The 25,900-nt window shown below is 33.8% G+C and carries 25 protein-coding genes; 14 read left to right on the top strand and 11 right to left on the bottom strand.

The annotated features are described in order from the left end of the window. Nucleotides 1-8: 8 nt before the first annotated feature. Nucleotides 9-824 carry a 2,3,4,5-tetrahydropyridine-2,6-dicarboxylate N-succinyltransferase gene (locus tag ACWA1B_RS07755; protein WP_035648576.1) on the bottom strand — a complete coding sequence of 272 codons (816 nt, stop codon included), beginning with the start codon at nt 822-824 and terminating at the stop codon, nt 9-11. A 281-nt stretch (nt 825-1,105) separates the two neighbouring features. On the opposite strand from ACWA1B_RS07755, the gene ACWA1B_RS07750 reads away from it, so the two are divergent. The 3 genes from ACWA1B_RS07750 (at nt 1,106) to ACWA1B_RS07740 (ending at nt 3,927) form a co-directional block, all read left to right on the top strand. Next, nucleotides 1,106-1,735 carry a PAS domain-containing protein gene (locus ACWA1B_RS07750; protein WP_456905655.1) on the top strand — a complete coding sequence of 210 codons (630 nt, stop codon included), beginning with the start codon at nt 1,106-1,108 and terminating at the stop codon, nt 1,733-1,735. Between the two features lie 152 nt (nt 1,736-1,887). Beyond that, nucleotides 1,888-2,304, top strand: coding sequence for a Holliday junction resolvase RuvX (gene ruvX / locus ACWA1B_RS07745; RefSeq protein ID WP_035648572.1), 417 nt, complete (start codon nt 1,888-1,890; stop codon nt 2,302-2,304). A gap of 126 nt (nt 2,305-2,430) precedes the next feature. Continuing rightward, entirely contained in the window at nt 2,431-3,927 is a 1,497-nt protein-coding gene (locus tag ACWA1B_RS07740) for a malate:quinone oxidoreductase (RefSeq protein WP_456905652.1), read from the top strand. Nucleotides 3,928-3,966: 39 nt separating this feature from the next. Here the strand turns inward: ACWA1B_RS07740 and ACWA1B_RS07735 are convergent, their stop codons facing one another. Then, nucleotides 3,967-6,189 (bottom strand): FUSC family protein, encoded by a 2,223-nt coding sequence (locus ACWA1B_RS07735; RefSeq protein ID WP_456905650.1) that lies wholly within the window; start codon nt 6,187-6,189, stop codon nt 3,967-3,969. 203 nt (nt 6,190-6,392) lie between these two features. On the opposite strand from ACWA1B_RS07735, the gene def reads away from it, so the two are divergent. The 3 genes from def to mazG all read left to right on the top strand — a co-directional run bounded on the left by def (nt 6,393) and on the right by mazG (nt 8,397). After that, entirely contained in the window at nt 6,393-6,983 is a 591-nt protein-coding gene (gene def, locus ACWA1B_RS07730; RefSeq protein ID WP_456905648.1) for a peptide deformylase, read from the top strand. A gap of 61 nt (nt 6,984-7,044) precedes the next feature. Next, nucleotides 7,045-7,527 (top strand): DUF5606 family protein, encoded by a 483-nt coding sequence (locus ACWA1B_RS07725; protein ID WP_142449471.1) that lies wholly within the window; start codon nt 7,045-7,047, stop codon nt 7,525-7,527. A 99-nt stretch (nt 7,528-7,626) separates the two neighbouring features. Next, a complete protein-coding gene (mazG, locus tag ACWA1B_RS07720; RefSeq protein ID WP_456905646.1) occupies nt 7,627-8,397 on the top strand; it encodes a nucleoside triphosphate pyrophosphohydrolase in 771 nt (256 codons plus the stop codon). On the opposite strand, the gene ACWA1B_RS07715 is transcribed toward mazG, so the two are convergent. After that, a complete protein-coding gene (locus ACWA1B_RS07715) occupies nt 8,398-9,078 on the bottom strand; it encodes a Crp/Fnr family transcriptional regulator (protein WP_035648555.1) in 681 nt (226 codons plus the stop codon). Between the two features lie 205 nt (nt 9,079-9,283). Between ACWA1B_RS07715 and ACWA1B_RS07710 the strand changes: the two genes are divergently transcribed. The 8 genes from ACWA1B_RS07710 to ACWA1B_RS07675 all read left to right on the top strand — a co-directional run bounded on the left by ACWA1B_RS07710 (nt 9,284) and on the right by ACWA1B_RS07675 (nt 17,920). Beyond that, nucleotides 9,284-11,671, top strand: coding sequence for a heavy metal translocating P-type ATPase (locus ACWA1B_RS07710; RefSeq protein ID WP_456905644.1), 2,388 nt, complete (start codon nt 9,284-9,286; stop codon nt 11,669-11,671). A gap of 117 nt (nt 11,672-11,788) precedes the next feature. After that, nucleotides 11,789-11,980 carry a cbb3-type cytochrome oxidase assembly protein CcoS gene (gene ccoS / locus ACWA1B_RS07705; protein WP_035648550.1) on the top strand — a complete coding sequence of 64 codons (192 nt, stop codon included), beginning with the start codon at nt 11,789-11,791 and terminating at the stop codon, nt 11,978-11,980. Between the two features lie 2 nt (nt 11,981-11,982). Beyond that, nucleotides 11,983-14,172 (top strand): cytochrome-c oxidase, cbb3-type subunit I, encoded by a 2,190-nt coding sequence (ccoN, locus tag ACWA1B_RS07700; protein WP_456905641.1) that lies wholly within the window; start codon nt 11,983-11,985, stop codon nt 14,170-14,172. A gap of 4 nt (nt 14,173-14,176) precedes the next feature. Beyond that, nucleotides 14,177-14,353, top strand: a complete 177-nt coding sequence (locus ACWA1B_RS07695; RefSeq protein ID WP_035648546.1) for a CcoQ/FixQ family Cbb3-type cytochrome c oxidase assembly chaperone — start codon at nt 14,177-14,179, stop codon at nt 14,351-14,353. Between the two features lie 18 nt (nt 14,354-14,371). Then, nucleotides 14,372-15,325 carry a cbb3-type cytochrome c oxidase N-terminal domain-containing protein gene (locus ACWA1B_RS07690; protein WP_456905639.1) on the top strand — a complete coding sequence of 318 codons (954 nt, stop codon included), beginning with the start codon at nt 14,372-14,374 and terminating at the stop codon, nt 15,323-15,325. 5 nt (nt 15,326-15,330) lie between these two features. Then, nucleotides 15,331-16,749, top strand: coding sequence for a cytochrome c oxidase accessory protein CcoG (ccoG, locus tag ACWA1B_RS07685; protein ID WP_456905637.1), 1,419 nt, complete (start codon nt 15,331-15,333; stop codon nt 16,747-16,749). Between the two features lie 12 nt (nt 16,750-16,761). Next, nucleotides 16,762-17,211 (top strand): FixH family protein, encoded by a 450-nt coding sequence (locus ACWA1B_RS07680; protein WP_456905635.1) that lies wholly within the window; start codon nt 16,762-16,764, stop codon nt 17,209-17,211. 7 nt (nt 17,212-17,218) lie between these two features. Further along, nucleotides 17,219-17,920 carry a sulfite exporter TauE/SafE family protein gene (locus tag ACWA1B_RS07675; RefSeq protein ID WP_456905633.1) on the top strand — a complete coding sequence of 234 codons (702 nt, stop codon included), beginning with the start codon at nt 17,219-17,221 and terminating at the stop codon, nt 17,918-17,920. A gap of 7 nt (nt 17,921-17,927) precedes the next feature. On the opposite strand, the gene hemN is transcribed toward ACWA1B_RS07675, so the two are convergent. The 8 genes from hemN to prfB form a co-directional block, all read right to left on the bottom strand. Then, complete coding sequence (gene hemN / locus ACWA1B_RS07670) at nt 17,928-19,292, bottom strand: oxygen-independent coproporphyrinogen III oxidase (RefSeq protein WP_456905631.1); 1,365 nt, start codon at nt 19,290-19,292, stop codon at nt 17,928-17,930. A 122-nt stretch (nt 19,293-19,414) separates the two neighbouring features. Beyond that, nucleotides 19,415-19,891 carry a hypothetical protein gene (locus ACWA1B_RS07665; RefSeq protein ID WP_456905629.1) on the bottom strand — a complete coding sequence of 159 codons (477 nt, stop codon included), beginning with the start codon at nt 19,889-19,891 and terminating at the stop codon, nt 19,415-19,417. Between the two features lie 119 nt (nt 19,892-20,010). After that, nucleotides 20,011-20,358: a hypothetical protein gene (locus tag ACWA1B_RS07660; protein ID WP_456905627.1), complete on the bottom strand. Its 348-nt coding sequence runs from the start codon at nt 20,356-20,358 to the stop codon at nt 20,011-20,013. 118 nt (nt 20,359-20,476) lie between these two features. Beyond that, the gene (locus tag ACWA1B_RS07655) at nt 20,477-20,899 is read right to left on the bottom strand and encodes a DoxX family protein (RefSeq protein ID WP_456905625.1); all 423 of its coding nucleotides are present in this window, start codon (nt 20,897-20,899) and stop codon (nt 20,477-20,479) included. 123 nt (nt 20,900-21,022) lie between these two features. Continuing rightward, the gene (locus ACWA1B_RS07650) at nt 21,023-22,651 is read right to left on the bottom strand and encodes an acyl-CoA carboxylase subunit beta (protein ID WP_456905623.1); all 1,629 of its coding nucleotides are present in this window, start codon (nt 22,649-22,651) and stop codon (nt 21,023-21,025) included. Between the two features lie 163 nt (nt 22,652-22,814). Further along, nucleotides 22,815-23,813, bottom strand: a complete 999-nt coding sequence (gene lpxD, locus ACWA1B_RS07645; protein ID WP_456905621.1) for a UDP-3-O-(3-hydroxymyristoyl)glucosamine N-acyltransferase — start codon at nt 23,811-23,813, stop codon at nt 22,815-22,817. A 344-nt stretch (nt 23,814-24,157) separates the two neighbouring features. After that, nucleotides 24,158-24,601, bottom strand: a complete 444-nt coding sequence (gene msrB / locus ACWA1B_RS07640) for a peptide-methionine (R)-S-oxide reductase MsrB (protein ID WP_456905619.1) — start codon at nt 24,599-24,601, stop codon at nt 24,158-24,160. Between the two features lie 72 nt (nt 24,602-24,673). Further along, nucleotides 24,674-25,772, bottom strand: a protein-coding gene (prfB, locus tag ACWA1B_RS07635; RefSeq protein WP_456905617.1) for a peptide chain release factor 2 whose coding sequence is annotated in 2 segments (ribosomal slippage) — nt 24,674-25,708 and nt 25,710-25,772 — 1,098 coding nt in all. Because the reading frame shifts where the segments join, the coding sequence is not laid out codon by codon here. Nucleotides 25,773-25,900: the final 128 nt, after the last annotated feature.

The raw sequence follows: 25,900 nt of genomic DNA, 5'->3' as shown, positions 1-25,900 counted from the left end.
ATTGTAAATTAAACAGCAACATCGTATTCACGAAGTGCATTATTTAATGAAGTTTTCAAATCTGTAGATGGTTTACGAGTACCAATAATCAATGCACATGGAACTTGGAATTCTCCAGCAGCAAATTTCTTAGTATAACTTCCTGGAATCACAACTGAACGCGCAGGAACAAAGCCTTTCATTTCAACCGGCTCATCACCAGTAACATCGATAATTTTTGTTGAAGCAGTCAAACAAACGTTAGCGCCAAGAACAGCTTCTTTCCCAACGTGAACACCCTCTACAACAATACAACGTGAACCAATAAAAGCGCCATCTTCAATAATTACCGGAGCAGCTTGTAATGGCTCTAAAACACCACCAATTCCAACACCACCACTCAAGTGTACATTTTTACCAATTTGTGCACAGCTTCCAACAGTTGCCCAAGTATCAACCATAGTTCCTTCGTCAACATATGCACCAATATTTACATAACTTGGCATTAAGATCACACCACTTGAAATATAAGCTCCGTAACGTGCAACTGCGTTTGGTACTACACGAATTCCTTTTTCAGCATAATTTCTTTTTAGCAACATTTTGTCATGGTATTCAAAAATACCAGATTCCCATGTTTCCATTTTTTGAATTGGGAAATACATTACAACAGCTTTCTTCACCCATTCGTTTACTTGCCATCCATCACCAACTGGTTCAGCGACACGTAATTTTCCCGCATCTACTAATTCGATAACTTCTCTGATAGCATCAGTTGTAGCAGTTTCTTGTAATAAAGCTCTGTTTTCCCAAGCTTGTTCAATTATAGTCTGTAAAGAATTCATATAGTTTTAATTTTTGGCAAAGATAGCGTATTTGTAGAAAAGCGGAAAAGTAAAACCTTTTGGAAAATGTTATATATGTAACATTTTGTTTTTAATTTGATAAATTAAAGAATGTTATTTATGTTTTTATTTATAAATAGGTCACTAAAAGTTTTTTTTATATCAAAATATGACAAAAATCAGATTTTACCTTTTTTATTCGGACTACTTTCGCGGCGTTAATTCTGAAAAAACAGAATTAATAAAAACCATTCCAAAACAAATTATATAAGCATTAGATAATGAATCAGGAAAATCAGCTCCACAATAAAGTTACAGTAATTGACAAAGAAGTTACTTGGGATAAAACGCAAGTCATAATGAGTAAAACAAATGCCTTTGGTATTATTGAATATGCCAATGAGGTATTTGTTGATGTTTCGGGTTACGAAGATTATGAATTGATGGGACAGCCGCATAATATTATTAGGCATCCAGATATGCCAAAGGTTATTTTTAAAGTGCTTTGGGAAAATCTCAAACAAGGAAAAAATTTTCATGCCATCGTGAAAAATTTAGCAAAATCGGGAAGATACTATTGGGTTATTACCGATTTTGAAATTGCAAAAGATGAAAATGGGGTAATTGTAAATTATTTTGGAAGAAGACAATCTGTTCCGCACGAAGTAGTTTCACTTCATATTGAGCCTTTATATAAAAAGCTTTTGCAGATTGAAGCAGCGAGCGGAGTTGAATTCAGTGAAAAGTATTTAATTGGATTTTTGGAAGAGAAAAAGAGAACGTATGTTGAATATATTAAGGAGTTAATTCTTGAACATGAAAAATCCCAATCTAAGTTTTTACAATACGAACAGCAAACTGAAGGTGAAGAGGAGGAAAGAGGTTTTTTTAGAAGACTATTTAATAGATAAATTGAATTTTTAGGTTTTGAATATTTTGGAAAAGATCCGCTTTGAGTTTTTAAAGCGGATTTTTTGTTTTGTTTTTGAAATAAATAGAAAGCTTGCTTTTGATATTCTTGAAAAGAAAATACTAAAATGATTACCTTTGAAAAAAATATAAAATGCCAAGAATCCTTTCCATAGACTACGGCCAAAAACGCACCGGAATTGCTGTTACCGATGAAATGCAGATTATAGCATCAGGCTTAACTACAATTCCAACCAATACTGTAATTGATTTTTTAAAAGATTATTTTGCAAAAGAAAAAGTTGAAGTCGTTTTAATTGGCGAACCAAAACAAATGAATGGTCAGCCATCTGAAAGTGCTTCAATAATAAAAGGTTTTGTAACTCATTTTTCGAATATTTTTCCTGATATGAAAGTGGTTCGTGTGGATGAACGTTTTACTTCAAAAATGGCTTTTCAAACTATGATTGACAGCGGGCTGAGTAAAAAACAGCGTCAGAACAAAGGTTTGATCGATGAAATTTCTGCAACGATTATGCTTCAAGACTATCTTTCTTCTAACCGTTTCTAAGTTTCGGGCTTAAAAATTTCACTTTATTTAGAAAAAAATATGATTTCCTAACTTTTATCATGCAAATTTTAGTTTTTTTTTGCGATTGAAAAAAGTACCTTTGCATTTTTAAAAACAATTACTATTATGCCTGACAATACAATACGTTCTAATAGTGAAGTAGTGCTTATTGGAGCTGGAATTATGAGTGCAACTCTTGGTTTAATTTTGAAAGAGCTGCAACCCGATATTAAAATTGAAATTTACGAAAGACTTGATGTTGCTGCAGCTGAAAGTTCTGATGCATGGAACAATGCTGGAACCGGACACTCTGCTTTTTGTGAATTAAACTATACACCAGAAAAGGCGGATGGAAGTATTGATCCTAAAAAGGCAATCAGCATAGCAGAATCATTCGAAGTTTCACGCCAGTTTTGGTCTTATTTGGTACAGGAAAAGAAGGTACCGTCTCCAGAAAATTTTATAAAAAGTGTTCCTCATATGAGTTTTGTATGGGGTGATAAAAATGTCGAATATCTAAAAACAAGATTTGAGGCATTGCAAAGCAATCCAATTTTTTCTGAAATGGAATTCAGTACTGATTTTGAACAGTTAAAAAAATGGATGCCATTAGTAATGGAAGGTCGTGAGAATGATCAAAAATTAGCTGCGACATACATGGAAATTGGAACCGATGTTAATTTCGGAGCTCTTACCAGAAGCATGTTTAATTATTTGGAAAAACTTGATGGTGTAAGTTTGTATTTTAATCATGAGGTTAAAAAATTAAAACAACGTGAGGATAAATCATGGAGAATTAAAATAACAGATCTTTCTACAGGACAAAAACGAAAAGCGTATACTAATTTTGTATTTATTGGAGCTGGTGGTGGTTCATTGCCATTATTAGAAAAAGCCAACGTTCCTGAAGGAAAAGGTTACGGTGGATTCCCAGTAAGCGGTCAATGGCTAAAATGTACAAATCCGGAAGTCATTGCAAAACATCAGGCAAAAGTTTACGGAAAAGCTAGCGTTGGAGCTCCTCCAATGTCTGTGCCGCATATTGATACTCGTGTAATTGATGGTGAAAAGGCATTGCTTTTTGGACCATTTGCAGGTTTTTCAACTCGTTTTCTAAAAAACGGTTCTTATTTGGATTTGCCATTATCGATAAAATCAAATAATTTAATTCCGATGCTGGCTGCCGGATATCACAATATTCCGTTGACAAAATATTTAATTGAGCAAGTACGTCAGTCTCCGAAAGACCGAATGAAAGCACTTCGTGAATATTTACCTTCTGCACGTTCTAAAGACTGGAAACTTGAAAAAGCGGGTCAACGTGTTCAGGTTATCAAAAAAGATGAAAAAGAAGGTGGGGTTTTAGAATTTGGAACTGAAGTAATCAACACGCATGACGGTTCTCTTGCAGTTTTATTAGGAGCTTCTCCAGGAGCTTCAACTGCTGTGGCAATTATGATAGATTTAGTAAGCAGATGTTTTACAAATCAGATTAAAACTCCAGAATGGGAAGCGAAACTGAAAAAAATGATCCCTTCTTATGGTCAGACATTAAATGATAAACCAGAGCTTTTAGCTAAACTTAGAAAAGAAACTTCTGAAGTTTTGAAACTAAATAATTAAGTTCAAAAAAATATATAAAAAGCAGCAAATCCAGATGAATTAATCTGGATTTGCTTCTTTTAGTTCTTTCGTGATTTTTAAAATCTTTTCGGCGAGATTACTCATCCAGATTAATTGTTCAATAACCAATTGAGCCTCTTGCATTTTCGCCTGACGTGTTTCTTTATCGAGTTCGTCATCTTCAGCAAGACGAGTGAAATTTTTACGTTTAAGCTCTTCAAATTGAAGTGTTACATCTTCTTTATCGAAAAAAGTATCTTTAAGAATTATCTCATTTTTCAGAATAGAAATCGACTGATCTAAATTAGATAAGATTGTTTTAATGATATAATTAAAAGAGTCTGAAGCTCGTGTTGTTTGATGTGACTGGATATAAGTTGATAAAGAAGCCAAAGCGGATAAAATCGAATGATTCAGCACAACTAGTTTATTGACCAATGGCAATGTTTTTTGCTTGGATTTTGGCTCTTGCATCATTCGCTGAAAAGAAGTCATTAAATTACCAATTTCTACAAAAGCATGTTTTCTGGCTAAACGGTAAGAAGTAGGGATTTCTCCTTTTTTATTATAAAAATCTGCAATTTCTCGCAAATAATTACGATTAGCACGAATGGAATTTTCAATATGTATAGGCGTATTAATAAACTCCCAGGCCGGCCACAAAAATTGATTGGCTAAAAATGCCAAAATTGCTCCTGCCAGTGAATCCAGAATCCTAAACTGAATTACTTCAACAACATCTGGCGTCAAAATTCCATAAATAAAAACGACATACATCGTTACAAAAGTCGCACTGATTTTGTAATTAATTTGCGTAAACGAAATTCCCAAAAGCATACAAATAATTGAAAATATGCTCAATGCAACATGATTTTGAACAACAGACACAATTCCGAAAGCGATTAATCCTCCTAAAATAGTTCCAAAAATTCTATTATAAGAACGCTCTTTTGTCAAGCCATAACCCGGACGCATAATCACAACGATCGTCAATAAAATCCAATACACATTTTGGAACGGAAGAATTTTTCCGATCAGGAAACCAATTAAAATGGTAATTGTCAATCTGATTGAATGCCTGAAAATTGACGATGAAAAAGTTAAATTTTCAGTCAGAGTTCGCAACGGATAATATTGTGGAGTAAGGAATTTTTCCAGTTCTTTATCTTTGTCTTTTAGTTTGTAAGACTGCATTGCTAATGAAAAAGCACGCTGAATAATTTTGATTTTTCCAACTTGGTTTTTAGCATAGTTCAGCATATTGGTAAGCATCAAAACACCTTCTGAAGCTTCTTCTTTTCCTAACGTTTTTTCATAATCAAAAATGGCAAATTCGAGTGCATCTAATTCATTTTTTAAATCATTTTTGTCGACATAAACTGCAATGTGATGCACATTTTTAGAAAGCTTTTTTAAAGTTGAAGCCAGTTTGTAAGCTACATTTTGATATGTTCGAAGCACTTCTGGATGTTTAGCAAATTTTTCATGAAGTTTGCTGTGGTCAAAAGAAGTGTATAAAGCAAGTTCTTGTATTTCGACTAAAGTGATGAAAACCAAAAGCATTTTTCGATTTTGAGCCGTTGCTGCCGAAGTGTTTTGATTGCCAATAAGCATTTTTCGCAAATCTTCGTGAATCAAATTCAACTCAACCTGAACAGCCAATTGTTTTTCTATAATGGCATCTCTATTGGCTTCGGGATTCCATAAATCACCTCTTAATTTCAGGTATTTAGCGGTAAGTTTTATTCCTTCCGCAATTTCTAATTCAACATATTTATAAGGCTGTATAAAGTGAAAAACAAGTGATACAATTAAGTATAGAATTCCTCCGATAAATATAAAACCTGCATATTCAAACGCTTCCCAGCCTTCATGTAAGTGTCCAAACGACAAAGAAATTGAAAGTAATGCAGAAAAAGATACTAATGTTGCACGCTGTCCGTAAACCGAAATCATCGAGCATAAAAACAATAAAAATCCTAAGAAAGGATAAAACAAAATCGGGTAGGGATATGTAAAGTTTACGAGTAAATTAACTCCCGAAACAATAAACGATGCAACAACAAGTCCTTTTATTTTGTGGCTTAATGAACTCGGAATATCACTAGGATAGGTGTAAAAAGCTCCAAGTGCAATGGTAAACCCTATTTCAAAATGCCCTAAGAAGTTTAAAATCAGCACAGGAACGACTGAAGCAATAGTCACTTTGGACGCGTTTAAAAAAGAAGTACTGTTCGTAAATTTCGTGATGCGGTCAAACATATATAGAGGTTTACTAACAAAGGTAAGAATTGTACGAATCAATTTGGCATAATTATAGATGAGATTTTAACATACTGTCAAAAAATGAGATATAATATGCGGTTTAGAATTATTCGTAGACTATTTTTTATTATTTTTGCCAGCTGAATTATAGGAAACTAAAATTCAGTTTTTACAATAGATAATGCAATAAAAAAATACAAATGATTTTACCAATTGTAGGATATGGTGATCCTGTTTTAAGGAAAGTGGGAGTGGATGTTACACCAGATTATCCAAACCTAAAAGAAACAATAGCAAACATGTATGAAACCATGTATAATGCTTACGGTGTTGGGCTTGCTGCGCCACAAGTAGGTTTAGCAATTCGTTTGTTTGTTATTGATACAACTCCTTTTAGTGAAGATGATGATTTAGAATCTGATGAGGCAAAAGAATTAAAAGGATTCAAAAAAACTTTTATCAATGCTAAAATTGTTAAGGAAGAAGGAGAAGAGTGGAGTTTTAACGAAGGTTGTCTAAGTATTCCTGATGTTCGTGAAGATGTTTACAGAAAACCAACGGTTACGATTGAATATTGCGAAGAAGATTTTGTAATGAAAACAGAAGTTTTTGACGGATTGATTGCAAGAGTTATTCAACATGAGTATGATCATATAGAAGGCGTTTTGTTTACAGATAAAATATCTTCTTTGAAAAAACGTTTAATTCAAAAGAAATTAAAAAATATTACAGAAGGCAAGACTTTTCAGGAGTACAGAATGAAATTTGCTGCCGCTAAAAAAGGGAGATAATTGTTCGGAAAAAGAACAAAAAAAGACAATAAAAAATTCTTAATACTAATATTAATACAACATGAATTTAGACAAAATTTTAGCCATTTCAGGGAAACCAGGTTTATATGTACTAAAAGTGCAAACTCGTACAGGTTTTGTGGCAGAATCATTAACAGACGGAAAAAAAATTACAGTAAACTTAAAAAGCAATGTAAGTTTATTGTCGGAAATCTCAATTTATACATACGAAGGAGAAAAGCCATTAACTGAAGTAATGCAAAAAATTGCGACTAAAGAAAATAAAGGTCAAGCTATTTCACACAAAGAAGATAATGCAACTTTAGCAGCTTATTTTAAAGAAATTTTGCCTGATTATGATGAAGAAAGAGTTTATCCTTCTGATATCAAAAAAGTATTAAACTGGTACAACACACTTCAGGCAAAAGGATTAGTAACTGATTTAGCTCCTGCAGCAGTAGAGGCAACTGAAGAAGCTCCAGTAGCTGAAGAAAAACCAAAGAAAGCGCCAGCTAAAAAAGCAAAAGCTAAAAAAGAAGAATAGTAGTTCGTTCTTTCAAATATATTAATCCTGTTGAGATGTTTTCTTGGCAGGATTTTTTACTTTTACACTATATCGGTTACAATTCAAAATAAAATCAAAATGAGCAAAGAACTTCAGCTTAAAGCTTTCGAAAGACTATTAATAATTATGGATGAACTTCGTGAGCAATGTCCTTGGGATAAAAAACAGACTTTGCAGACTTTGCGTCATTTGACAATTGAAGAGACGTATGAGCTTGGAGATGCTATTTTGGATAATGATTTAAATGAAGTTAAAAAAGAATTGGGAGATTTATTGCTTCATATTGTTTTCTATGCTAAAATTGGCTCAGAAACCAATAATTTTGATATAGCTGATGTCTGTAATGAAATCTGTGACAAATTAATTCACCGTCATCCTCATATTTATAGCGATACTGTTGTAAAAGATGAAGAGGAAGTAAAGCAAAACTGGGAAAAACTTAAACTTAAAGAAGGTAAAAAATCAGTTTTAGAAGGTGTTCCAAGAAGTTTGCCTGCTTTAGTAAAAGCGAGCCGAATTCAGGACAAAGTAAAAGGAGTTGGTTTTGATTGGGAAGAACCACATCAGGTTTGGGATAAAGTGCAGGAAGAACTGGAAGAACTTCAAGTCGAAGTAAAAACAGGAGATCAGGATAAAATTGAAGCCGAATTTGGAGATGTTTTATTCTCCATGATTAATTACGCCCGATTTTTAAATGTAAATCCCGAAGATGCATTGGAGCGTACTAATAAAAAGTTCATTAAGCGTTTTCAATACTTAGAAAGCAAAGCGGATGAATTAGGAAAACCTTTATCAGAAATGACTTTGGCAGAAATGGATGTTTTTTGGAACGAAGCAAAAAAACTTTAATTATTCTGCTATTTTTTTTAATGCTTTTACGTTTTTCAACATAATTTTTTTTCCAACAAGTTCAATCAGCTCAAGTTTGTTAAAATCAGATAAAAGTCTAATACAGCTTTCAGTTGCGGTACCAATTATTCCTGCAAGTTCTTCTCTTGTAAGCTGAACTTTTAAGGTTTTATCGGCATTTTCGCCAAATTCGTCATGCAAATGCAGTAAAGTTTCTGCCAAACGTTGTTTTACTGTTTTTTGAACTAAAGCAATTTTATCGTTTTCTGATTCTTTCAAATCTTCACAAATTGATTGCATCAAGTTCAATGAAAATTGATTGTTGTTATTAAAAAAATGTATGATTTCAGATTTCGGAATAAAGCAAACTTCCATATCGGCGATTGCCTTTGCAGATAAATTAGCCGGTTCATTACTAATCATAGAACGCTGTCCTAAAAGTTCACCAGATTTTACCAACTTTACAATTTGGTCTTTTCCGTTTGCACTTAATTTTGATAATTTGCCTACACCATCTTTTATGCAAAAGACGCCATTCGTAACTTCTCCTTCTTCAAAAATAGCTTCTCCTTTTTTAATTGAATAACTCGTTTTGCTATTGGCTAACTTTACAACTTCTTCTTTATTAAGGGCTTTTAAAGACGACAACTGGCGTACAATACATTGATCACATTTATTCATCGCAATATAATTTAGGTGCAAAATTAACCAATATTCGTATTGAAAGGCATTGTTTTGTCTTAAAATATGCAGAAAAATTTTACGGATGTAATTCGCCCATTTTATTTTATTAAATTAGAATTTGATTTCATTTTCATATGATAAATATCATATTTATAGTTAAATCTTATTTGGAATATTTGTTACATTAAAAAAGAAACAAATTATGACTGAGCAGAGCTGTTTTCATTGCGGGATTGACATTCCTAAAAATGAAGAAATCAATTTTGATGAAAAAAAGTTTTGTTGTGCCGGCTGTAAAACGGTTTACGAGATTTTTAGCCTTCATGATTTAACCTGCTATTATGATTTCGAAAAATCGCCAGGTGCCACTCCTCAGGACATTCAGGGGAAATACGATTTCTTAGACAATGAAGTTATTACGTCAAAAATAATCGATTTTCAGGAAGGAAATACTTCTATTGTTTCTTTAAATATTCCTCATATACATTGCAGCTCTTGTATTTGGATTCTGGAAAACTTAAACAGAATTCAGCCGGGAATTAGTATGTCACAAGTTAATTTTCCGCAAAAAAGAGTCCGCATTACTTTTAACTCTGAGCTAGTATCTCTTAAATCAATTGTTTATTTGTTGAGTACAATTGGTTATGAACCCTATATAAGTCTTGAAAACTATGAAACCGGAAAAAACAATGTTGATCGAAGCCTTACTTATAAACTTGGTGTAGCTTTCTTTTGTTTTGGAAATATCATGTTGCTTTCGTTTCCGGAATATTTTGAAATCAAAGAATTTTGGTTGGATAACTACAAACCTTTTTTCAGGATTTTGATTTTTCTTTTGGCTTTACCGAGCTTTTTGTATTCAGCAAGCGGCTATTATGTTTCGGCTTACAAAAGCATTAAATCAAAAATGCTGAATATTGATATTCCAATCGCATTGGGAATTATTGTCATGTTTATCAGAAGTACTTTTGATATTGTCATGAATTATGGCGGCGGTTTTTTTGACAGTTTAACAGGTTTGGTTTTTTTCATGCTTCTTGGGAAAATGTTTCAAACTAAAACCTATAGTTTTTTAAGTTTTGAAAGAGATTTTAAATCGTATTTTCCAATTGCAGTTACCAGAATTAATTCAGATACTTCCGAAGAAAGTGTACCAATTTATGATGTTTTAAAAGGAAACAGGTTATTGATAAGGAATCAGGAATTGATTCCGGTTGATGGAATTTTGATCAGTGAAAAAGCAGATATTGATTATAGTTTTGTGACTGGTGAAGCAGTTCCGATTACGAAAAAATCAGGAGATAAAATATTTGCCGGTGGAAAACAGATTGGAAAAGTCATTGAAATGGAAGTATTGCATTCGGTTTCGCAAAGTTATCTTACCCAACTGTGGAGCAATGAAATTTTCCAGAAAAAAGTAGATCAAAAACACAAAACAATTACCGATAAAATAAGCCGTTATTTTACTCCTATACTATTATTAATCGCTTTTACAGGATTTGGCTATTGGATATTTATTGATGCCAATACTGCTTTTAATGTTTTTACAGCAGTTTTAATTGTCGCCTGTCCATGCGCGCTGGCACTTACTGCGCCATTTACTTTTGGAAATATCCTAAGAATTATGGGCAAGCAAAAAATGTATCTTAAAAATGCGTTAGTAATCGAACAATTAGCTAAAGTTGATACAATAGTTTTTGATAAAACGGGAACAATTACAACAAACAAAAAATCAAGTATTGTTTATGAAGGAACGGCAATTTCTGATGAAAATATGATTTTATTAAAAAATGTTCTACGAGCTTCAAATCATCCTTTGAGCAGAATGCTTTATGATTTCCTGCCAGAAACAAAACGAATCAAAATTGATGAATTTGAGGAAATTACGGGAAAGGGATTATTAGCTAAAACAGAAAATAAGACGATAAAAATCGGTTCAGCTGCATTTGTTGAAAGTCCGGATTTGGATTCTTCTGAAATGGAAAAAACGGCGCTGCATATTAAAATTGGCGATGTTTATTTTGGCCGATTTAATTTCCAAAATCAATATAGAGATGGTCTTGCAATGTTATTTTTAACTTTAAATAAAAAATACAAGTTAAAAGTCCTTTCTGGAGACAATGATGGAGAAAGAGCTAATCTCGAAAAAATTCTGCCAGAAGGTACAGAACTTGTCTTTAATCAAAAACCAGAACAAAAATTAGAATTCATTAAAAATCTGCAAGATAAAGGTCAGAATGTAATGATGGTTGGTGATGGTTTAAATGATGCCGGGGCATTGGCACAAAGCAATGTTGGGGTGTCAATATCAGAGAATGTAAATGTCTTTTCACCGGCCTGTGATGCGATTTTAGATGCAAATGAATTTTCGCGTTTACATTACTTTTTAAAGCTCTCTCATAAATCAATTTTGATCATCAAAATGAGTTTTGTTTTATCCTTGCTTTATAACGTGGTCGGGCTTGCTTTTGCGATAACTGGAAACCTTCTTCCATTAGTTGCGGCCATTATTATGCCATTGAGTACAATTACTATCGTAAGTTTTGTGACTTTGATGTCTAATTACTTCATTTCTAGTAATTTAGATTGATTTTAAGTAATTTCGAAGTATTTTTTTACTAAATTTAACATAAGTCTTTTGACTATGATAATTATCATATTTTATGCCATAGTAACCTGTTAATTTTGTTAACATAATTGTAAAGGTATGAGTGTAATTTATCTATTAATTTCGGTTAGTATTTGCGTAGCAATTGGCTTCTTCATTGCATTCATCATCGCTGTCAAATCTGGACAATACGATGATGATTATACGCCATCCGTCCGAATGCTTTTTGATGACGAGACAAAAAACATCCCTCAAAAAAATAATCCACCAACCGAAGAAAAACAAGTTTAATTATGGAAATGGAACAGTTTTATTACGACAACAAAATTGTAAAAAAATTCATTTATGCCACTATTCTTTTTGGAGTAGTAGGTATGTTAGTAGGGCTGACCTTAGCGGTTATGTACCTTTTTCCCAACATGACAGATGGGATTTCGTGGCTAAGCTACGGACGATTAAGGCCTTTGCATACTAATGCAGTTATTTTTGCCTTTGTCGGAAATGCCTTTTTTGCGGGTTTGTATTACTCGCTCCAGCGTTTGCTGAAAGCCAGAATGTTCAGTGACTTTTTAAGTAATTTGCATTTCTGGGGCTGGCAGTTAATTATTGTTGCTGCCGCTATTACCTTGCCATTAGGTTATACTTCATCAAAAGAGTATGCCGAGTTAGAATGGCCTATTGATATCGCAATTGCCTTGATTTGGGTAGTGATGGGAATCAATATGATAGGTACAATGCTTCGCAGAAGAGAAAGGCATTTATATGTTGCTATTTGGTTTTATTTAGCCACTTTCGTAACTGTTGCTGTTTTACATATCTTTAATAATATTGAGTTGCCAGTTTCTGCATTAAAAAGCTACTCCGTTTACGCAGGTGTTCAGGATGCGCTGGTGCAATGGTGGTACGGACATAATGCGGTTGCATTTTTCTTGACAACGCCATTTTTAGGATTGATGTATTATTTTATTCCTAAAGTAGCAAATCGCCCTATTTATTCTTATAGATTATCTATTATTCACTTTTGGTCATTAATCTTTATCTATATCTGGGCTGGGCCTCACCACTTATTATATTCTGCATTGCCAAACTGGGCTCAGAATTTAGGTGTTGTATTTTCAGTAATGCTTATTGCTCCTTCTTGGGGAGGTATGATCAACGGACTTTTAACTTTAAGAGGTGCGTGGGATAAAGTTCGTGAGGAACCAGTTTTGAAATTCTTTGTTGTGGCTATTACGGGATACGGAATGGCAACTTTTGAAGGTCCAATGCTTTCTTTCAAAAATGTTAATGCTATTGCACACTATACAGACTGGATTATTGCACACGTACACGTTGGAGCTTTAGCATGGAACGGATTTATGTCATTTGGTATTATCTATTGGCTGATTCCTCGTATGACAAAAAGCACTTTGTTTTCTAAAAAACTAGCTAATTTCCATTTCTGGATTGGAACTTTAGGAATTATATTGTACGCATTGCCAATGTATGTGGCGGGTTTCCAACAGGCTTCTATGTGGAAACAATTTAATCCAGATGGAACTTTAACATATGGAAATTTCCTTGAAACAGTTACTGCGATTATGCCTCTGTATTGGATGAGAGCAATTGGTGGTACTTTGTATCTAATCGGGATGCTGACTTTGGTTTATAATATAATAATGACAGTAAAAGTAGGAAATACAATTGAAGATGAATTAGCGCAGGCTCCAGCATTAGAAAGAATCAGTAGTAACAGATTAAGTGGAGAAAAATTTCATACTTGGTTAGAAAGAAAACCTATTCAATTGACCATATTGGCTACGATTGCAATTTTAATTGGAGGTATTATTCAAATTGTACCAACAATTATGGTTAAATCCAATATCCCGACAATTTCAAGCGTAAAACCTTATACGCCTTTAGAACTTGAAGGACGTGATTTGTATATCAGAGAAGGATGCGTAGGTTGTCATTCACAATCAGTTCGACCATTTAGAAGTGAAGTTGAAAGATATGGACCACAATCTAAAGCGGGAGAATTTGTATATGATCATCCATTTCTTTGGGGATCAAAACGTACTGGTCCAGATTTGTTGAGAGTAGGAGGCAAGTATAATGACAACTGGCATTTTAATCATATGTGGAATCCGCAAAGTACTTCTGCCGGTTCAATCATGCCAGGTTACAAATGGTTATTTGATAATAAACCTTTGGATATTTCATTGACGCAAAAGAAAATGCAGGCAATGGTTTCACTTGGCGTGCCATATTCAGAAGCTGAAATTGCAAATGCTCAAAAAACACTGAGAGATCAAGCTGTTAAGATAGAGAAGAGCTTAGAAAATGATCCTGATTTTGTAAAAAGTTATGAGGATAGTAAAAAGAAAGCCGCTGCAAAAGGTGAGCAATTTGTTCCAATGAACGAAAGAGAAATTGTTGCTTTGATTGCTTATATTCAAAGATTAGGGACTGATATAAAAGTAAAAGAGACTGCTAAAAAATAAGGCTATGTTTGAACAAATAAAACACAATATGGAGACAATATCGGGTATAGAAATTTACCCGATTCTTTCTCTCTTGATCTTCTTTTTATTTTTTGTTGGATTAGCCTTTTGGGTGTTTTCATATAAAAAAGACAAGATTAAAGAAATGAGTGAAATTCCTTTAAATGAGGACTTGGTATAATTTCAAAAGATAAATAAAATGAAAAAGTTTTTCCCAGTATATGTAAGAGTACCACTTATTTTCTTCATCGGTTTTGCTTTGATGGAGTATTTTATTGATTCAGGCGATAAGCCAGCTTTTATAAAATTCCCTATGGTTTCTGTTTTCTTGGCTATATTTCTATTTGTTTTAGTTGCAATTGAAATTACGCTCAGTGCAGTTAATCGAGTGATGTATCATTTAATGTCACCTGAAGAAAAAGCAAAATTGGAGTACGAAAATAGTCTGAGTTTAAGTGAAAGCACTTGGTTTAAAGAGTTGATGCATAAGCTTACAAAAACACCTCCAATGGAAAAAGAAGCTGATTTGTTGATGCATCATGATTATGACGGAATTAAAGAGCTTGATAATAATTTACCACCCTGGTGGGTATATTTATTTTACATCACTATCTTTTTTGGAGCCGTTTACCTTGTTCGTTATGAAATCCTCGGTGCAGATGATCAGGAAACAGAGCTAAAAAAAGAGATGGCTCAGGCTAAAATTGATGTTGATGAATATCTAAAAACAGCACCTGATTTAATGGATGAAAAAACTGTGGTATTGCTTACGGATGAACCAAGTTTAGCAGCAGGTAAAGAAATCTTCATGACAAATTGTGCAGCTTGTCACAGAGCAGATGCCGGAGGACAAATTGGTCCAAACTTGACAGATGATCACTGGATTTTAGGTGGTGGAATCAAAAATGTTTTTCATACTATTACAAATGGAGGTCGTGATGGAAAAGGAATGGTTTCTTGGAAAACAAACGGTATGAAACCAAAAGACATTCAAAAAGTGGCTAGTTATATTTTGTCTTTACAAGGAAGCAATCCTAAAGATCCAAAAGAAGCTGAAGGAGAAGTTTGGGTAGATGAAAGTGCTCCCAAAAAAGATGACGCAGCTACAACGGCAACAACTAGCCCAAAAGATAGTACAGAAGTTAAAAAATAAAAATCATGTCAAATTTATCAGACGAAGCTTTTAGAGATACCATTGGAACAATCGATGACAGTGGTAATCGGAAATTTATTTTTCCTAAAAAACCGTCTGGTAAATTCTATGATTACAGAAAGATTGTCAGTTATGTTTTGTTGGCAATTTTAGTTGCAAATCCGTTTATAAAAATCAACGGCAATCAATTTATGATGTTCAATGTTATGGAACGTCGTTTTAATATTTTTGGTTTTCCGTTTTGGCCACAGGATTTCTATCTTTTTGTGATTTCAATGTTGGTCGGAGTCGTTTTTGTTATTTTGTTTACAGTTGTTTTTGGAAGGATATTTTGCGGATGGATTTGTCCGCAGACGATCTTTTTAGAAATGGTTTTCCGCCGAATTGAATATTGGATTGATGGCGACCGAGGTTCTCAATTACGCTTAGCCCGACAAGAGTGGAATGCTGAAAAAATTAGAAAAAGACTTTCTAAATGGACTGTTTTCTTTTTGATTTCTTTTGGTATTGCAAATGTGTTTTTGGCGTATTTGGTTGGCAGTGATCAATTGTTTTTAATGATTGAGCAAGGTCCTTTAAAACAGGCAAGTAACTTTATAGCATTGCTGATTTTTACAAGTGTTTTTTACTTTGTTTTTGTCTGGTTTCGTGAACAGGTTTGTATAATTGCCTGTCCGTATGGACGACTTCAAGGAGTTCTTTTGGATAATAAATCTATTAATGTTGCCTACGATTTTGTTCGCGGTGAAAAGGAGGAAGGACGTGCAAAATTCAATAAAAAAGAAGACCGGACATTAACAGGAAAAGGAGATTGTATTGATTGTCTCCAATGTGTTCATGTTTGTCCAATGGGAATTGATATCAGAAACGGGACACAATTAGAATGTACAAACTGTACGGCTTGTATTGATGAATGTGACCATATAATGGAAAGCGTAGGTTTGCCAAAAGGTCTTATTCGATATGCTTCTGAAGATGAAATAACTAAAAAGGAACCTTTTAAATTCACCAATAGAATGAAAGGCTATACAGCTGTTTTATTCATTTTATTGAGCGTTTTTGTTGGAATGCTGTTTTTAAGAACAAATGTTGAAGCTATTATTTTGCGTTTACCAGGACAATTATTTCAGCATAAGGGAGATAAAATAAGTAATGTTTACACTTATAAAATCGTTAATAAAACAATGAATGATTACAACGATATTCATTTTGAGTTAATTGACCAAAAAGGTGAAATTAAAAATGTGGGAAATAAAAACTTCAAAATTAAAAGAGAAGAAACTGCGCAGGGAACTCTGTTCATAGAAATCGACGAGGCAATTTTGGAAAGCGATAAAACCACAGTGAAAATTGGTGTTTACAACGGAAAAGAATTGCTCGAAACCACAAAAACAAACTTTTTAGGTCCGAGAAGTTTTAATTAAAATAGTACTATCATGAAAATAAATTGGGGAACCGGAATTGTTATAGCTTTTGCTCTTTTTATGAGTTTTATATTGTATTTCGTTTTTGAAGTGCAATCTAATGCTAAGTACGACAATGATTTGGTTGTTGAAGAATACTATAAGCACGATTCACATTTTCAGGAAGAAATGTCACGTGTTCAAAACGCACATGATTTACAGCAAAAACCTTCCATAACTTTTGGTGATGCTGGCGTAAAAGTGGCGTTTCCATCAACTTTTGAAAGCGATAAAATCACGGGAAATATTTTATTATATCGACCTTCAAATAAAAAATTTGATTTTAATACTAAAATTGCTTTAACAAATTCAGCTTTATTTATCCCGAAAGGTAAATTAATAAAAGGACGTTGGGATGTTAACATGGAATGGCAGTATAACGGAACAAAATACTTGACTAAAGAAGTAATCTACGTAAATTAATTTACAAATGTTGTATTCTGCATTCATATTAGGTCTCATTAGCAGTCTGCATTGTGTAGGTATGTGTGGGCCAATTGCTGTAATGCTTCCGGTTGATCATCAGGATGAGGCTAAAAAAGTAATTCAGATTGTCACCTACCATTTAGGACGGTTGACCGCTTATGCCGCAATAGGTTTCATTTTTGGTTTATTAGGTCGTGGCTTTTTTATGGCTGGAATTCAACAGAAAATATCAATTTTCATTGGTATAGCAATGATCGCTGTGATTTTGATTCCTGAAAAAACATTTGCCAAATACAACTTCTCTAAACCGGTTTATAAAGTAATCTCAAAAATTAAATCAAGTTTAGGAAGTCAGTTTAAAAAGAAAACTTACAAATCACTTTTTATAATTGGCTTATTAAATGGTTTTCTTCCTTGTGGAATGGTATATGTGGCTTTATTTGGTGCAATTGCGATGCAAAGTGCAAGTTTAGGCGTTCTCTACATGTTGCTTTACGGATTAGGAACTATTCCTTTAATGACCATTGTGGTTTATATGCATTCATTATTAAAATTGCCGTTCCGAAATAAAATTCAGAAGGCAATTCCTTATGTTGCCGTTTTTATTGGTGTATTGTTTATTTTGAGAGGCTTGGGATTAGGAATTCCGTATTTGTCTCCTTCAAATATGAGTTTGTTTGTTCAGCAGACACCAAATTGTCATTAAATCATCATTAAACTGTCATCGAAAACAGATTTGTTTCTGGTGATTTTCTTTTTAAATGTAAATCAAAAGCCATACAAATATTGCGGACAAAAGGCCTTCCGGCTTCTGTAATTTTAATTTTGTTGTTTTCTATTACAATCAACTCATCATTTTCAATTTCCTTTAAAGCCAATAAAACTTCTGGCAATTCTTTAAAATATAAAAAATCTTTGCTCCAGGAAGTTTCAAGTTCGCAGGTTAGATTTAAAATGTGTTTTCGAATAATCAGATCTTCATCATTTAAAATATGACCTTTCACAACAGGTAATTGATTAGATTCTAATATTTTATAGTATTCTTCTAAACTTTTAGTGTTTTGGGCAAAACTATACCAGCTATCACTTATTGAAGAAACACCCAAGCCAATCATAAGTTGTGTTTTTGAAGCGCTGTAACCCATGAAATTTCTATGCATCTTTCCGTTGTGTGCAGATTGAAATAAGCTGTCTGAAGGCAATGCAAAATGGTCCATTCCAACTTCATGATAGCCATTTGCAGAAAGTAATTTTTTTCCGACCTCATAAAGCATTCTTTTTTCGGCATCTTTTGGCAAGTTTTCTTCGTTAAAACCGCGTTGTCCGTTTCCTTTGATCCAAGGCACGTGTGCGTAACTGTAAAAAGCTAATCGGTCTGGTTTCAATGAATTTGTTTTTTCAATTGTATCGACAATATTTTCTAAAGTTTGAAATGGAAGTCCGAAAACAATATCATGGCCAATTGATGTATAACCAATTTCTTTAGCCCAAAAAGTTACTTTCGCAACATTGTGGAAGGGTTGAATACGATGAATGGCTTTTTGAACTTTTTCGGCATAATCCTGAACTCCAAAACTTACTCGGCGAAAGCCTAAATCGTATAATTTTTTAAGCTGTTCGTAAGTGGTATTATTTGGATGTCCTTCAAAACTAAATTCGTAGTTTTCGGCTTTATCGGCTAGTTTAAGAATACCATTTATAAGATTTTCTAAATTTGAAATTGAAAAAAAAGTGGGAGTTCCTCCGCCTAAATGAATCTCTTTTATAAGTGGTCTTTGAGGAAGAAGTTTGCAATACAGGCTCCATTCTTTTAAAACCGCGTCGATATAAATTTCTTCAACTGAGTGATTTTTCGTAATTCGTTTGTTGCATCCGCAAAAAGTGCACATGCTCTCACAAAATGGTAAATGGATATATAAACTGATTCCGTTTTGCGTATTACTTTCTAAAAATGATTTTTGAAAAGATGTTGTCCATTTTTTCAAAGTAAAATTGGTTTCATTCCAGTATGGAACGGTTGGGTAACTTGTATATCTTGGACCTGGAACGTTATATTTCTGAGTCAGTGAAATTTTCATAAATAAAACATTTAGAGAGGTATCAAAATTACCTTACTGTCTCAAGAATTAAAATGATAAATATCATATTAATGACAAAAAAAAGAGACTCAATAATTGAGCCTCTTTGCTGAATTAAATAACTAACGTGAAATAGAATCTTGGATGATTTTAAGCCATTTTTTTGCAAAAACATGATCTTGATAAGCGCTAATTTGCTTGATACGGTCATCATCAAAATCATAGAATGGTATGGTGATTTTTTGAGAAGTTTCGTTTTGCTGAAATTCAAAATCTATTTTTAGAATAGTATCAGAATTCCCGTCTGTCGTTAAAACCAATTTGCAGGAAGAAACATTTTTTAAGTCGACAAAAGTTGATTCTTGCTGATTTGGATTAAAATTCATTAAAATGAATCTTTTGTTTTTTTGATCCAGAGTAAGCGTTTTATTGCTTTGAGATTCAGTCAAATCAAAATCTTCAGGATGAGTTGAGTTGAATTTCTTTTTGATGTTTAGGATTTTAGATTTGTTTGCAGCGCTCGTTCGTGCTGAATAATAGATTGGAATTGCGACTATAATTGCAATTACAGCACCAATTATGGTTACACTTGTTTCCATTTTTGATTTTTTTTAATTTGATAAATAATATGAAATTCTAAACAGTTTTTCAGATAGAAAACGGTTTTAAGATTTGTGAAAGAAAGGATTTCTTTCGAATAAAAATTTCAGAGATTTATTTACCAGAAAAAATGGAAAGCGTAGAGCATTAAAGAGATTTTCTTGCTTTGAGTCGAGAATTGACGTGTAAAATTAAATGCTGATTTAACAGCTTTATGTTGTGGAACGATTGACAGTAAAGAATCAAACCATTTTATTACCGCAGGATATTCTGTTTTAATACTTGCAGCAAATTGATAGCTTGCCTGTGGTTGAATAAATGCAGAAGAATCAGGGATATCTTTGGAGAAGTTAGTATCTGTTTTTTGACTTTCAATTTGTTGAATAGGAACATCTATTGCCTGTGTGGCAAAGAATGCTATAATCAAAAGTGATATAAACAAGACGGTCTTACGAATCCAATTCATGGTGGCGAATTTAGTTCATAAAACACAATAAATAAAATTTTGAAGTGCTAATTAAGTCTTAAAAATGCTTTTTTGTTTTATCCTCAACCTAAACAGATAAGTTGAGGATAAAAGTATATTATTGTTGCATTTTAAAATAATAATCGGCGGAATGCTTTCCCCCGCCATAAAATAGAAAGAAAATGCAAAGCAACAAAACTGCTATTGCAAGAATTAGGCTTTCAGAATGCATTCGTCCCATGAAGTTTACTAAAACTGCTCCAAAAAGGATAGGCAGTTGTGCGGCAATAGCCCAACGGGTGAGCAGACCGAAAACGATCATTATTCCTCCAATCATATGTGCGGGTGCAATATAATGCAGAAGGAACATTCCGCCTCCAAACTGGTCGATTGGAGAAATTAAATCATGCAGATATTGAACGTTAGTTACAAATGAAACTCCTTTCATAAATAAAAAAACACCCAATACGATACGTATTAAATCTACTGGTAAATAAGTGTGCGCATTTGCCCATTTATTCAAGCTTTTTACATTTTCCATGACATTGCGTGATTAAAAATTGTTTATTAAAATTACGAAATTTTAATAACATATTTAATAATAAGTCGTTGAAAATGAGTTTTTTGGTGTTTATTTGACTTAAAATGAGAATTTCGGAATGCTTTAAACTTGAATAACGCCTAAATTAAATGGTTTTTGAATAGGAGCGTGGTTTGCAGCCTCGATTCCCATTGAAATCCATTTGCGTGTATCAAGCGGATCAATGATTGCATCTGTCCATAATCTTGAAGCAGCATAATAAGGCGATGTTTGTGCGTCATAACGTGCTTTTATTTTATTGAAAAGCTCTGTTTCTTTGGCTTCATCTACAACTTCTCCTTTAGCTTTAAGCGAAGAAGCTTCAATTTGTGCCAAAACTTTAGCAGCTTGCGTTCCACCCATCACGGCAAGTTCCGCGCTTGGCCAGGCAAATATTAATCGAGGGTCATAAGCTTTTCCGCACATTGCGTAATTTCCTGCACCATAAGAATTTCCAACAATTACAGTAAATTTCGGTACCACGGAATTACTCACGGCATTTACCATTTTTGCACCATCTTTGATTATTCCTCCATGTTCAGATTTTGAGCCTACCATAAAACCAGTAACGTCCTGTAAAAAAACTAATGGAATTTTCTTTTGATTACAATTGGCAATAAAACGGGTTGCTTTGTCGGCACTATCAGAGTAAATTACGCCTCCAAATTGCATTTCTCCTTTTTTAGTCTTAACCACTTTTCGCTGATTCGCAATAATTCCAACTGCCCAACCGTCAATTCTGGCGTAACCTGTAATGAGAGATTGTCCATAACCTTCTTTATAAGCTTCAAATTCAGAATTATCAACCAAACGATTGATAATTTCCATCATGTCGTACTGTTCTGTACGGGCTTTTGGTAGAATTCCGTAAATATCGCTTGGCTCTAAAGCAGGTTTTTCGGCTTTGATTCGGCTATAGCCCGCTTTATCAAAATCACCAATTTTATCTACAATATTTTTGATTTTGTCTAAAGCATCCTTATCATCTTTGGCTTTATAATCAGTAACCCCAGAGATTTCGCAATGTGTTGTTGCGCCTCCTAAAGTTTCATTGTCGATAGTTTCACCAATTGCGGCTTTTACCAAATAACTTCCAGCAAGAAAAATACTTCCGGTTTTGTCTACAATCAAGGCTTCATCACTCATAATTGGTAAATAAGCACCACCGGCAACACAACTTCCCATAACGGCAGCGATTTGGGTAATTCCCATACTGCTCATTTGGGCATTATTTCTAAAGATTCGTCCAAAATGTTCTTTATCTGGAAAAATTTCATCTTGCATAGGCAGATAAACTCCTGCGCTGTCAACAAGATAGATTATTGGAAGTCTGTTTTCTATAGCAATTTCCTGTGCACGTAGGTTTTTTTTTCCTGTAATTGGAAACCATGCACCCGCTTTTACAGTAGCGTCATTGGCAACAACAATGCATTGTTTGCCTTTTATGTAGCCAATTTTTACCACAACGCCACCAGAAGGACAACCGCCATGTTCTGTATACATTCCTTCACCTGCGAAACCACCAATTTCAATATTTTGTGAATTTTCATCCAATAAATAAGCGATACGCTCACGAGCTGTCATTTTTCCTTCAGAATGAAGTTTTTCAATTCGTTTTTCGCCGCCGCCCAGTTTTACTTTGGCAAATTTTTGTTTTAATTCTGAAAGTAGTAATTTATTGTGATCTTCGTTTTTATTGAAGTTTAAATCCATGATATAATATTGATTTTACAAAATAGTGTTGGCTAATTTACAAAATCAATTGAAATAAACCGAAAGTTTTAAAAATGGCTGAATTTTAAATTTTAGAGAGATTGAGGAATAAAAAAAAACAGAAGTTTTAGACACTTCTGTTTTTATATTTTATCAACTGTGATTATTTTTTTGGACTACAGACCATTCGTTTTAGCATTGCCCATTGTTTTAGAGCATCTCTGGCTTCAACGGCTGGATAACCCAACATAGTTTTTCCAGCAGGAACGTCTCCAGTAACACCAGATCCGGCACCAATTACGGCACCATCGCCAATATTTGTATGATCTTTTATTGATGCGCTTCCGCCAATGATAACACCGTTTCCTAAAGTCACAGATCCGGCGAGACCACTGTTCCCAGCCATAATACAGAACTTGCCTAACTTACTGTTGTGCCCAATTTGAACTAAATTGTCAATTTTACAGCCGTCTCCTAAAATTGTAGAACTGAATTTTCCACGATCAACACAAGTATTTGCACCAATTTCAACACCGTTTCCAATAATTACATTTCCAATTTGCGGAATTTTTACAAGTCCGTTTTCTTTGCATGGACGAAATCCAAAGCCATCAGCACCAATAGTTGCATTTGGATGAATAATGCAATCACTACCAATATGACAACGCTCTCGCACAACTGTTCCAGACCAGATAACTGTATTTTTTCCAATAGTACATTCGTCTAAAATCGTAACATTTGGGTATAAGGTAACATTTGCGCCAATTTCTACTTTTGGACCAATATAACAGCCAGCACCAATTTTTGCACCTTCAGCAATTACTGCGGTTTCATCGATGTTGGCTGTTTTGTGAATATTGCTACGAAATATGGGTGCAGGAGGAGTAAAAAGGGCAAGTATTTGAGACATAGCCAAATCAGCATTTTTTACTTTGATAAAAGCACGATTTTCACCAGGCTCGATCGAAATATCTTCATTTACAACTGCTATTGATGCGTTTGATGCGGGCCAATGTTTTTCATATTTTTTATTTCCAATAAATGAAATTTGCGAAGAAGTTGCCTTTTCCAGTTGCTCGGTTGCAGTAATGCTTTGAGAAGTTGAGCCGTATATCACGCCATTAATCACTTCGTTTATTTCTTGAATTGAATAAGATTTCATTTAATGTATTTAATAGTATTTGGGAATAATTTTTACCAAATAAAATAAATTACATTTTAATTACCTAATATTTTTAATGCGTTTGTTGAAAGATATTTAAAATAATAGTTTAAATATTACAAAATTAACACTTTAGGTATTAAAATTTTGATGGTTTTCTAATTTTAACAGAAGCACAAGTGTTAATTTATATTGCTTAAAACGAAGTGGTTTAGTTTTTTTGAACGAATAAAAGAAGTTATTTTTTATTGATAAGCAGTAACTTACATTTTTTTTGTTAATCGCGCGAATATCAAAAAAAAACGATTCACTTTTTAAAAGGAATCGTTTCTTGATGTTTTACATTATTTAGTTTTAGAAAGAGAAACTGCATTTATGCAATAACGCAGACCAGTTGGTGGCGGGCCATCTGGGAAAACGTGTCCTAAATGTGCATCACAGACATTGCATACAACTTCAACCCGAATCATTCCGTATGATTTATCGGCATGATACCCAATTGCATTTTCTTTAATTGGCTGTGTAAAAGAAGGCCAGCCCGTTCCTGATTCAAATTTTTCGCTTGCATCAAAAAGAACCGTTCCGCAGCATTTACATTCGTAAATTCCAGGATCAAATAAACTGCATAATTCTGAGCTGAAAGATCTTTCAGTTCCTTTTAAGCGAGTAACCTGAAATTCTTCTGGCGTTAGAATTTGTTTCCATTCTTCTTCCGTTTTTTCCACTCTTTTATCTGGAGTAGGATTTCCTTTGTTTGTAAAATGAATTACATCGGCCCATTTTATCATAACTTGTTTTTTGAGTTTAAAGCTGTTTCAAGTTTCAGGTTTCGACTTTATTGTGACTGAAAACTGTAACTGTTACTCTTCTTCTTTTTGCCCCATCATCATTAAATATGCTTTAAGGAATGGGTCAATATTTCCGTTCATTACGCCATCAACGTCGCTGGTTTCATAGCCTGTACGAACGTCTTTTACTAATTTATAAGGTTGCATAACGTAGTTACGAATTTGCGAACCCCATTCGATTTTCATTTTTCCGGCTTCAATATCAGCACGCTGTGCTTGTTGTTTTTTCAATTCAATTTCATACAATTGAGAACGAAGCATTTGCATGGCACGCTGTCTGTTATCTTGTTGCGAACGTGTTTCAGAACACTGAATCTGAATTCCGGTTGGTTTGTGAACCAACTGAACTTTTGTTTCCACTTTATTTACGTTCTGACCTCCGGCACCACTCGAACGTGAAGTCGTAATTTCGATATCGGCAGGATTAATGTCGATTTCAATACTGTCATCAACTAATGGATAAACATAAACCGATACGAATGAAGTATGACGTTTTGCATTACTATCAAAAGGCGAAATTCGAACCAAACGGTGAACTCCATTTTCTCCTTTTAAATAACCAAAAGAATAATCACCTTCAAACTCTAAAGTTACGGTTTTGATTCCGGCAACGTCGCCTTCTTGAAAGTTAAGCTCTTTGATTTTGTAACCATAACTTTCACCCCACATCATGTACATACGCATCAGCATTCCAGCCCAGTCACAACTTTCAGTTCCGCCGGCTCCGGCAGTAATTTGAACAACTGCGCTCAAGCTATCACCTTCGTCAGAAAGCATGTTTTTGAATTCGATGTTTTCAATGTGTGATTGCGCACCATTGTATTGCTCGTCTAATTCTTCTACAGAAAGTTCGCCTTCTTTGTAAAAGTCATAAGCAAGTTGAAGTTCATCAGTAAGCGCAACGGCTTTATCGTAATCTTCAATCCATTTTTTCTTGTTTCGAAGATTTTTTACGATGTTTTCCGCTTCTTTCGGGTTATTCCAAAAATCTGGAGCAAAAGTCTTTTCTTCTTCGTTTGCAATTTCGATTAGCTTGGCATCAACGTCAAAGATACCTCCTCAACGCACCAAGGCGCTCCACAATACCTTTTACTTGTTCGGCTGTTGTCATAAATTAATAAGTAGTTTTATATGTTTTTTGAAGAAATTACATTCATTTGTTTGTGTAATTTCGTTCTACAAAAATAAGATTTAGTTTTTAGAATACAGCAATAAATTTAACATACAACCTTTTGTGTA

The organism is Flavobacterium xizangense, from assembly GCF_054075145.1.
The sequence above is the reverse complement of the archived record's forward strand: the minus strand, read 5'-3'. Positions and strand labels throughout refer to the sequence as shown.

Excerpts from the sequence above, each read along its gene's own strand:
- ACWA1B_RS07690 (WP_456905639.1), top strand. The coding sequence starts at position 14,372 with ATGAAAAAGTTTTTCCCAGTATATGTAAGAGTACCACTTATTTTCTTC.
- hemN (WP_456905631.1), bottom strand. The coding sequence starts at position 19,292 with ATGAAAATTTCACTGACTCAGAAATATAACGTTCCAGGTCCAAGATAT.
- ccoG (WP_456905637.1), top strand. The coding sequence starts at position 15,331 with ATGTCAAATTTATCAGACGAAGCTTTTAGAGATACCATTGGAACAATC.
- lpxD (WP_456905621.1), bottom strand. The coding sequence starts at position 23,813 with ATGAAATCTTATTCAATTCAAGAAATAAACGAAGTGATTAATGGCGTG.
- ruvX (WP_035648572.1), top strand. The coding sequence starts at position 1,888 with ATGCCAAGAATCCTTTCCATAGACTACGGCCAAAAACGCACCGGAATT.
- ACWA1B_RS07655 (WP_456905625.1), bottom strand. The coding sequence starts at position 20,899 with ATGGAAAATGTAAAAAGCTTGAATAAATGGGCAAATGCGCACACTTAT.
- ACWA1B_RS07710 (WP_456905644.1), top strand. The coding sequence starts at position 9,284 with ATGACTGAGCAGAGCTGTTTTCATTGCGGGATTGACATTCCTAAAAAT.
- ACWA1B_RS07660 (WP_456905627.1), bottom strand. The coding sequence starts at position 20,358 with ATGAATTGGATTCGTAAGACCGTCTTGTTTATATCACTTTTGATTATA.
- def (WP_456905648.1), top strand. The coding sequence starts at position 6,393 with ATGATTTTACCAATTGTAGGATATGGTGATCCTGTTTTAAGGAAAGTG.
- ccoN (WP_456905641.1), top strand. The coding sequence starts at position 11,983 with ATGGAAATGGAACAGTTTTATTACGACAACAAAATTGTAAAAAAATTC.
- ACWA1B_RS07680 (WP_456905635.1), top strand. The coding sequence starts at position 16,762 with ATGAAAATAAATTGGGGAACCGGAATTGTTATAGCTTTTGCTCTTTTT.
- ACWA1B_RS07755 (WP_035648576.1), bottom strand. The coding sequence starts at position 824 with ATGAATTCTTTACAGACTATAATTGAACAAGCTTGGGAAAACAGAGCT.
- ACWA1B_RS07665 (WP_456905629.1), bottom strand. The coding sequence starts at position 19,891 with ATGGAAACAAGTGTAACCATAATTGGTGCTGTAATTGCAATTATAGTC.
- ACWA1B_RS07650 (WP_456905623.1), bottom strand. The coding sequence starts at position 22,651 with ATGGATTTAAACTTCAATAAAAACGAAGATCACAATAAATTACTACTT.
- ACWA1B_RS07725 (WP_142449471.1), top strand. The coding sequence starts at position 7,045 with ATGAATTTAGACAAAATTTTAGCCATTTCAGGGAAACCAGGTTTATAT.
- ACWA1B_RS07675 (WP_456905633.1), top strand. The coding sequence starts at position 17,219 with ATGTTGTATTCTGCATTCATATTAGGTCTCATTAGCAGTCTGCATTGT.
- ACWA1B_RS07735 (WP_456905650.1), bottom strand. The coding sequence starts at position 6,189 with ATGTTTGACCGCATCACGAAATTTACGAACAGTACTTCTTTTTTAAAC.
- mazG (WP_456905646.1), top strand. The coding sequence starts at position 7,627 with ATGAGCAAAGAACTTCAGCTTAAAGCTTTCGAAAGACTATTAATAATT.
- ACWA1B_RS07695 (WP_035648546.1), top strand. The coding sequence starts at position 14,177 with ATGTTTGAACAAATAAAACACAATATGGAGACAATATCGGGTATAGAA.
- ACWA1B_RS07750 (WP_456905655.1), top strand. The coding sequence starts at position 1,106 with ATGAATCAGGAAAATCAGCTCCACAATAAAGTTACAGTAATTGACAAA.
- msrB (WP_456905619.1), bottom strand. The coding sequence starts at position 24,601 with ATGATAAAATGGGCCGATGTAATTCATTTTACAAACAAAGGAAATCCT.
- ccoS (WP_035648550.1), top strand. The coding sequence starts at position 11,789 with ATGAGTGTAATTTATCTATTAATTTCGGTTAGTATTTGCGTAGCAATT.
- ACWA1B_RS07740 (WP_456905652.1), top strand. The coding sequence starts at position 2,431 with ATGCCTGACAATACAATACGTTCTAATAGTGAAGTAGTGCTTATTGGA.
- ACWA1B_RS07715 (WP_035648555.1), bottom strand. The coding sequence starts at position 9,078 with ATGAATAAATGTGATCAATGTATTGTACGCCAGTTGTCGTCTTTAAAA.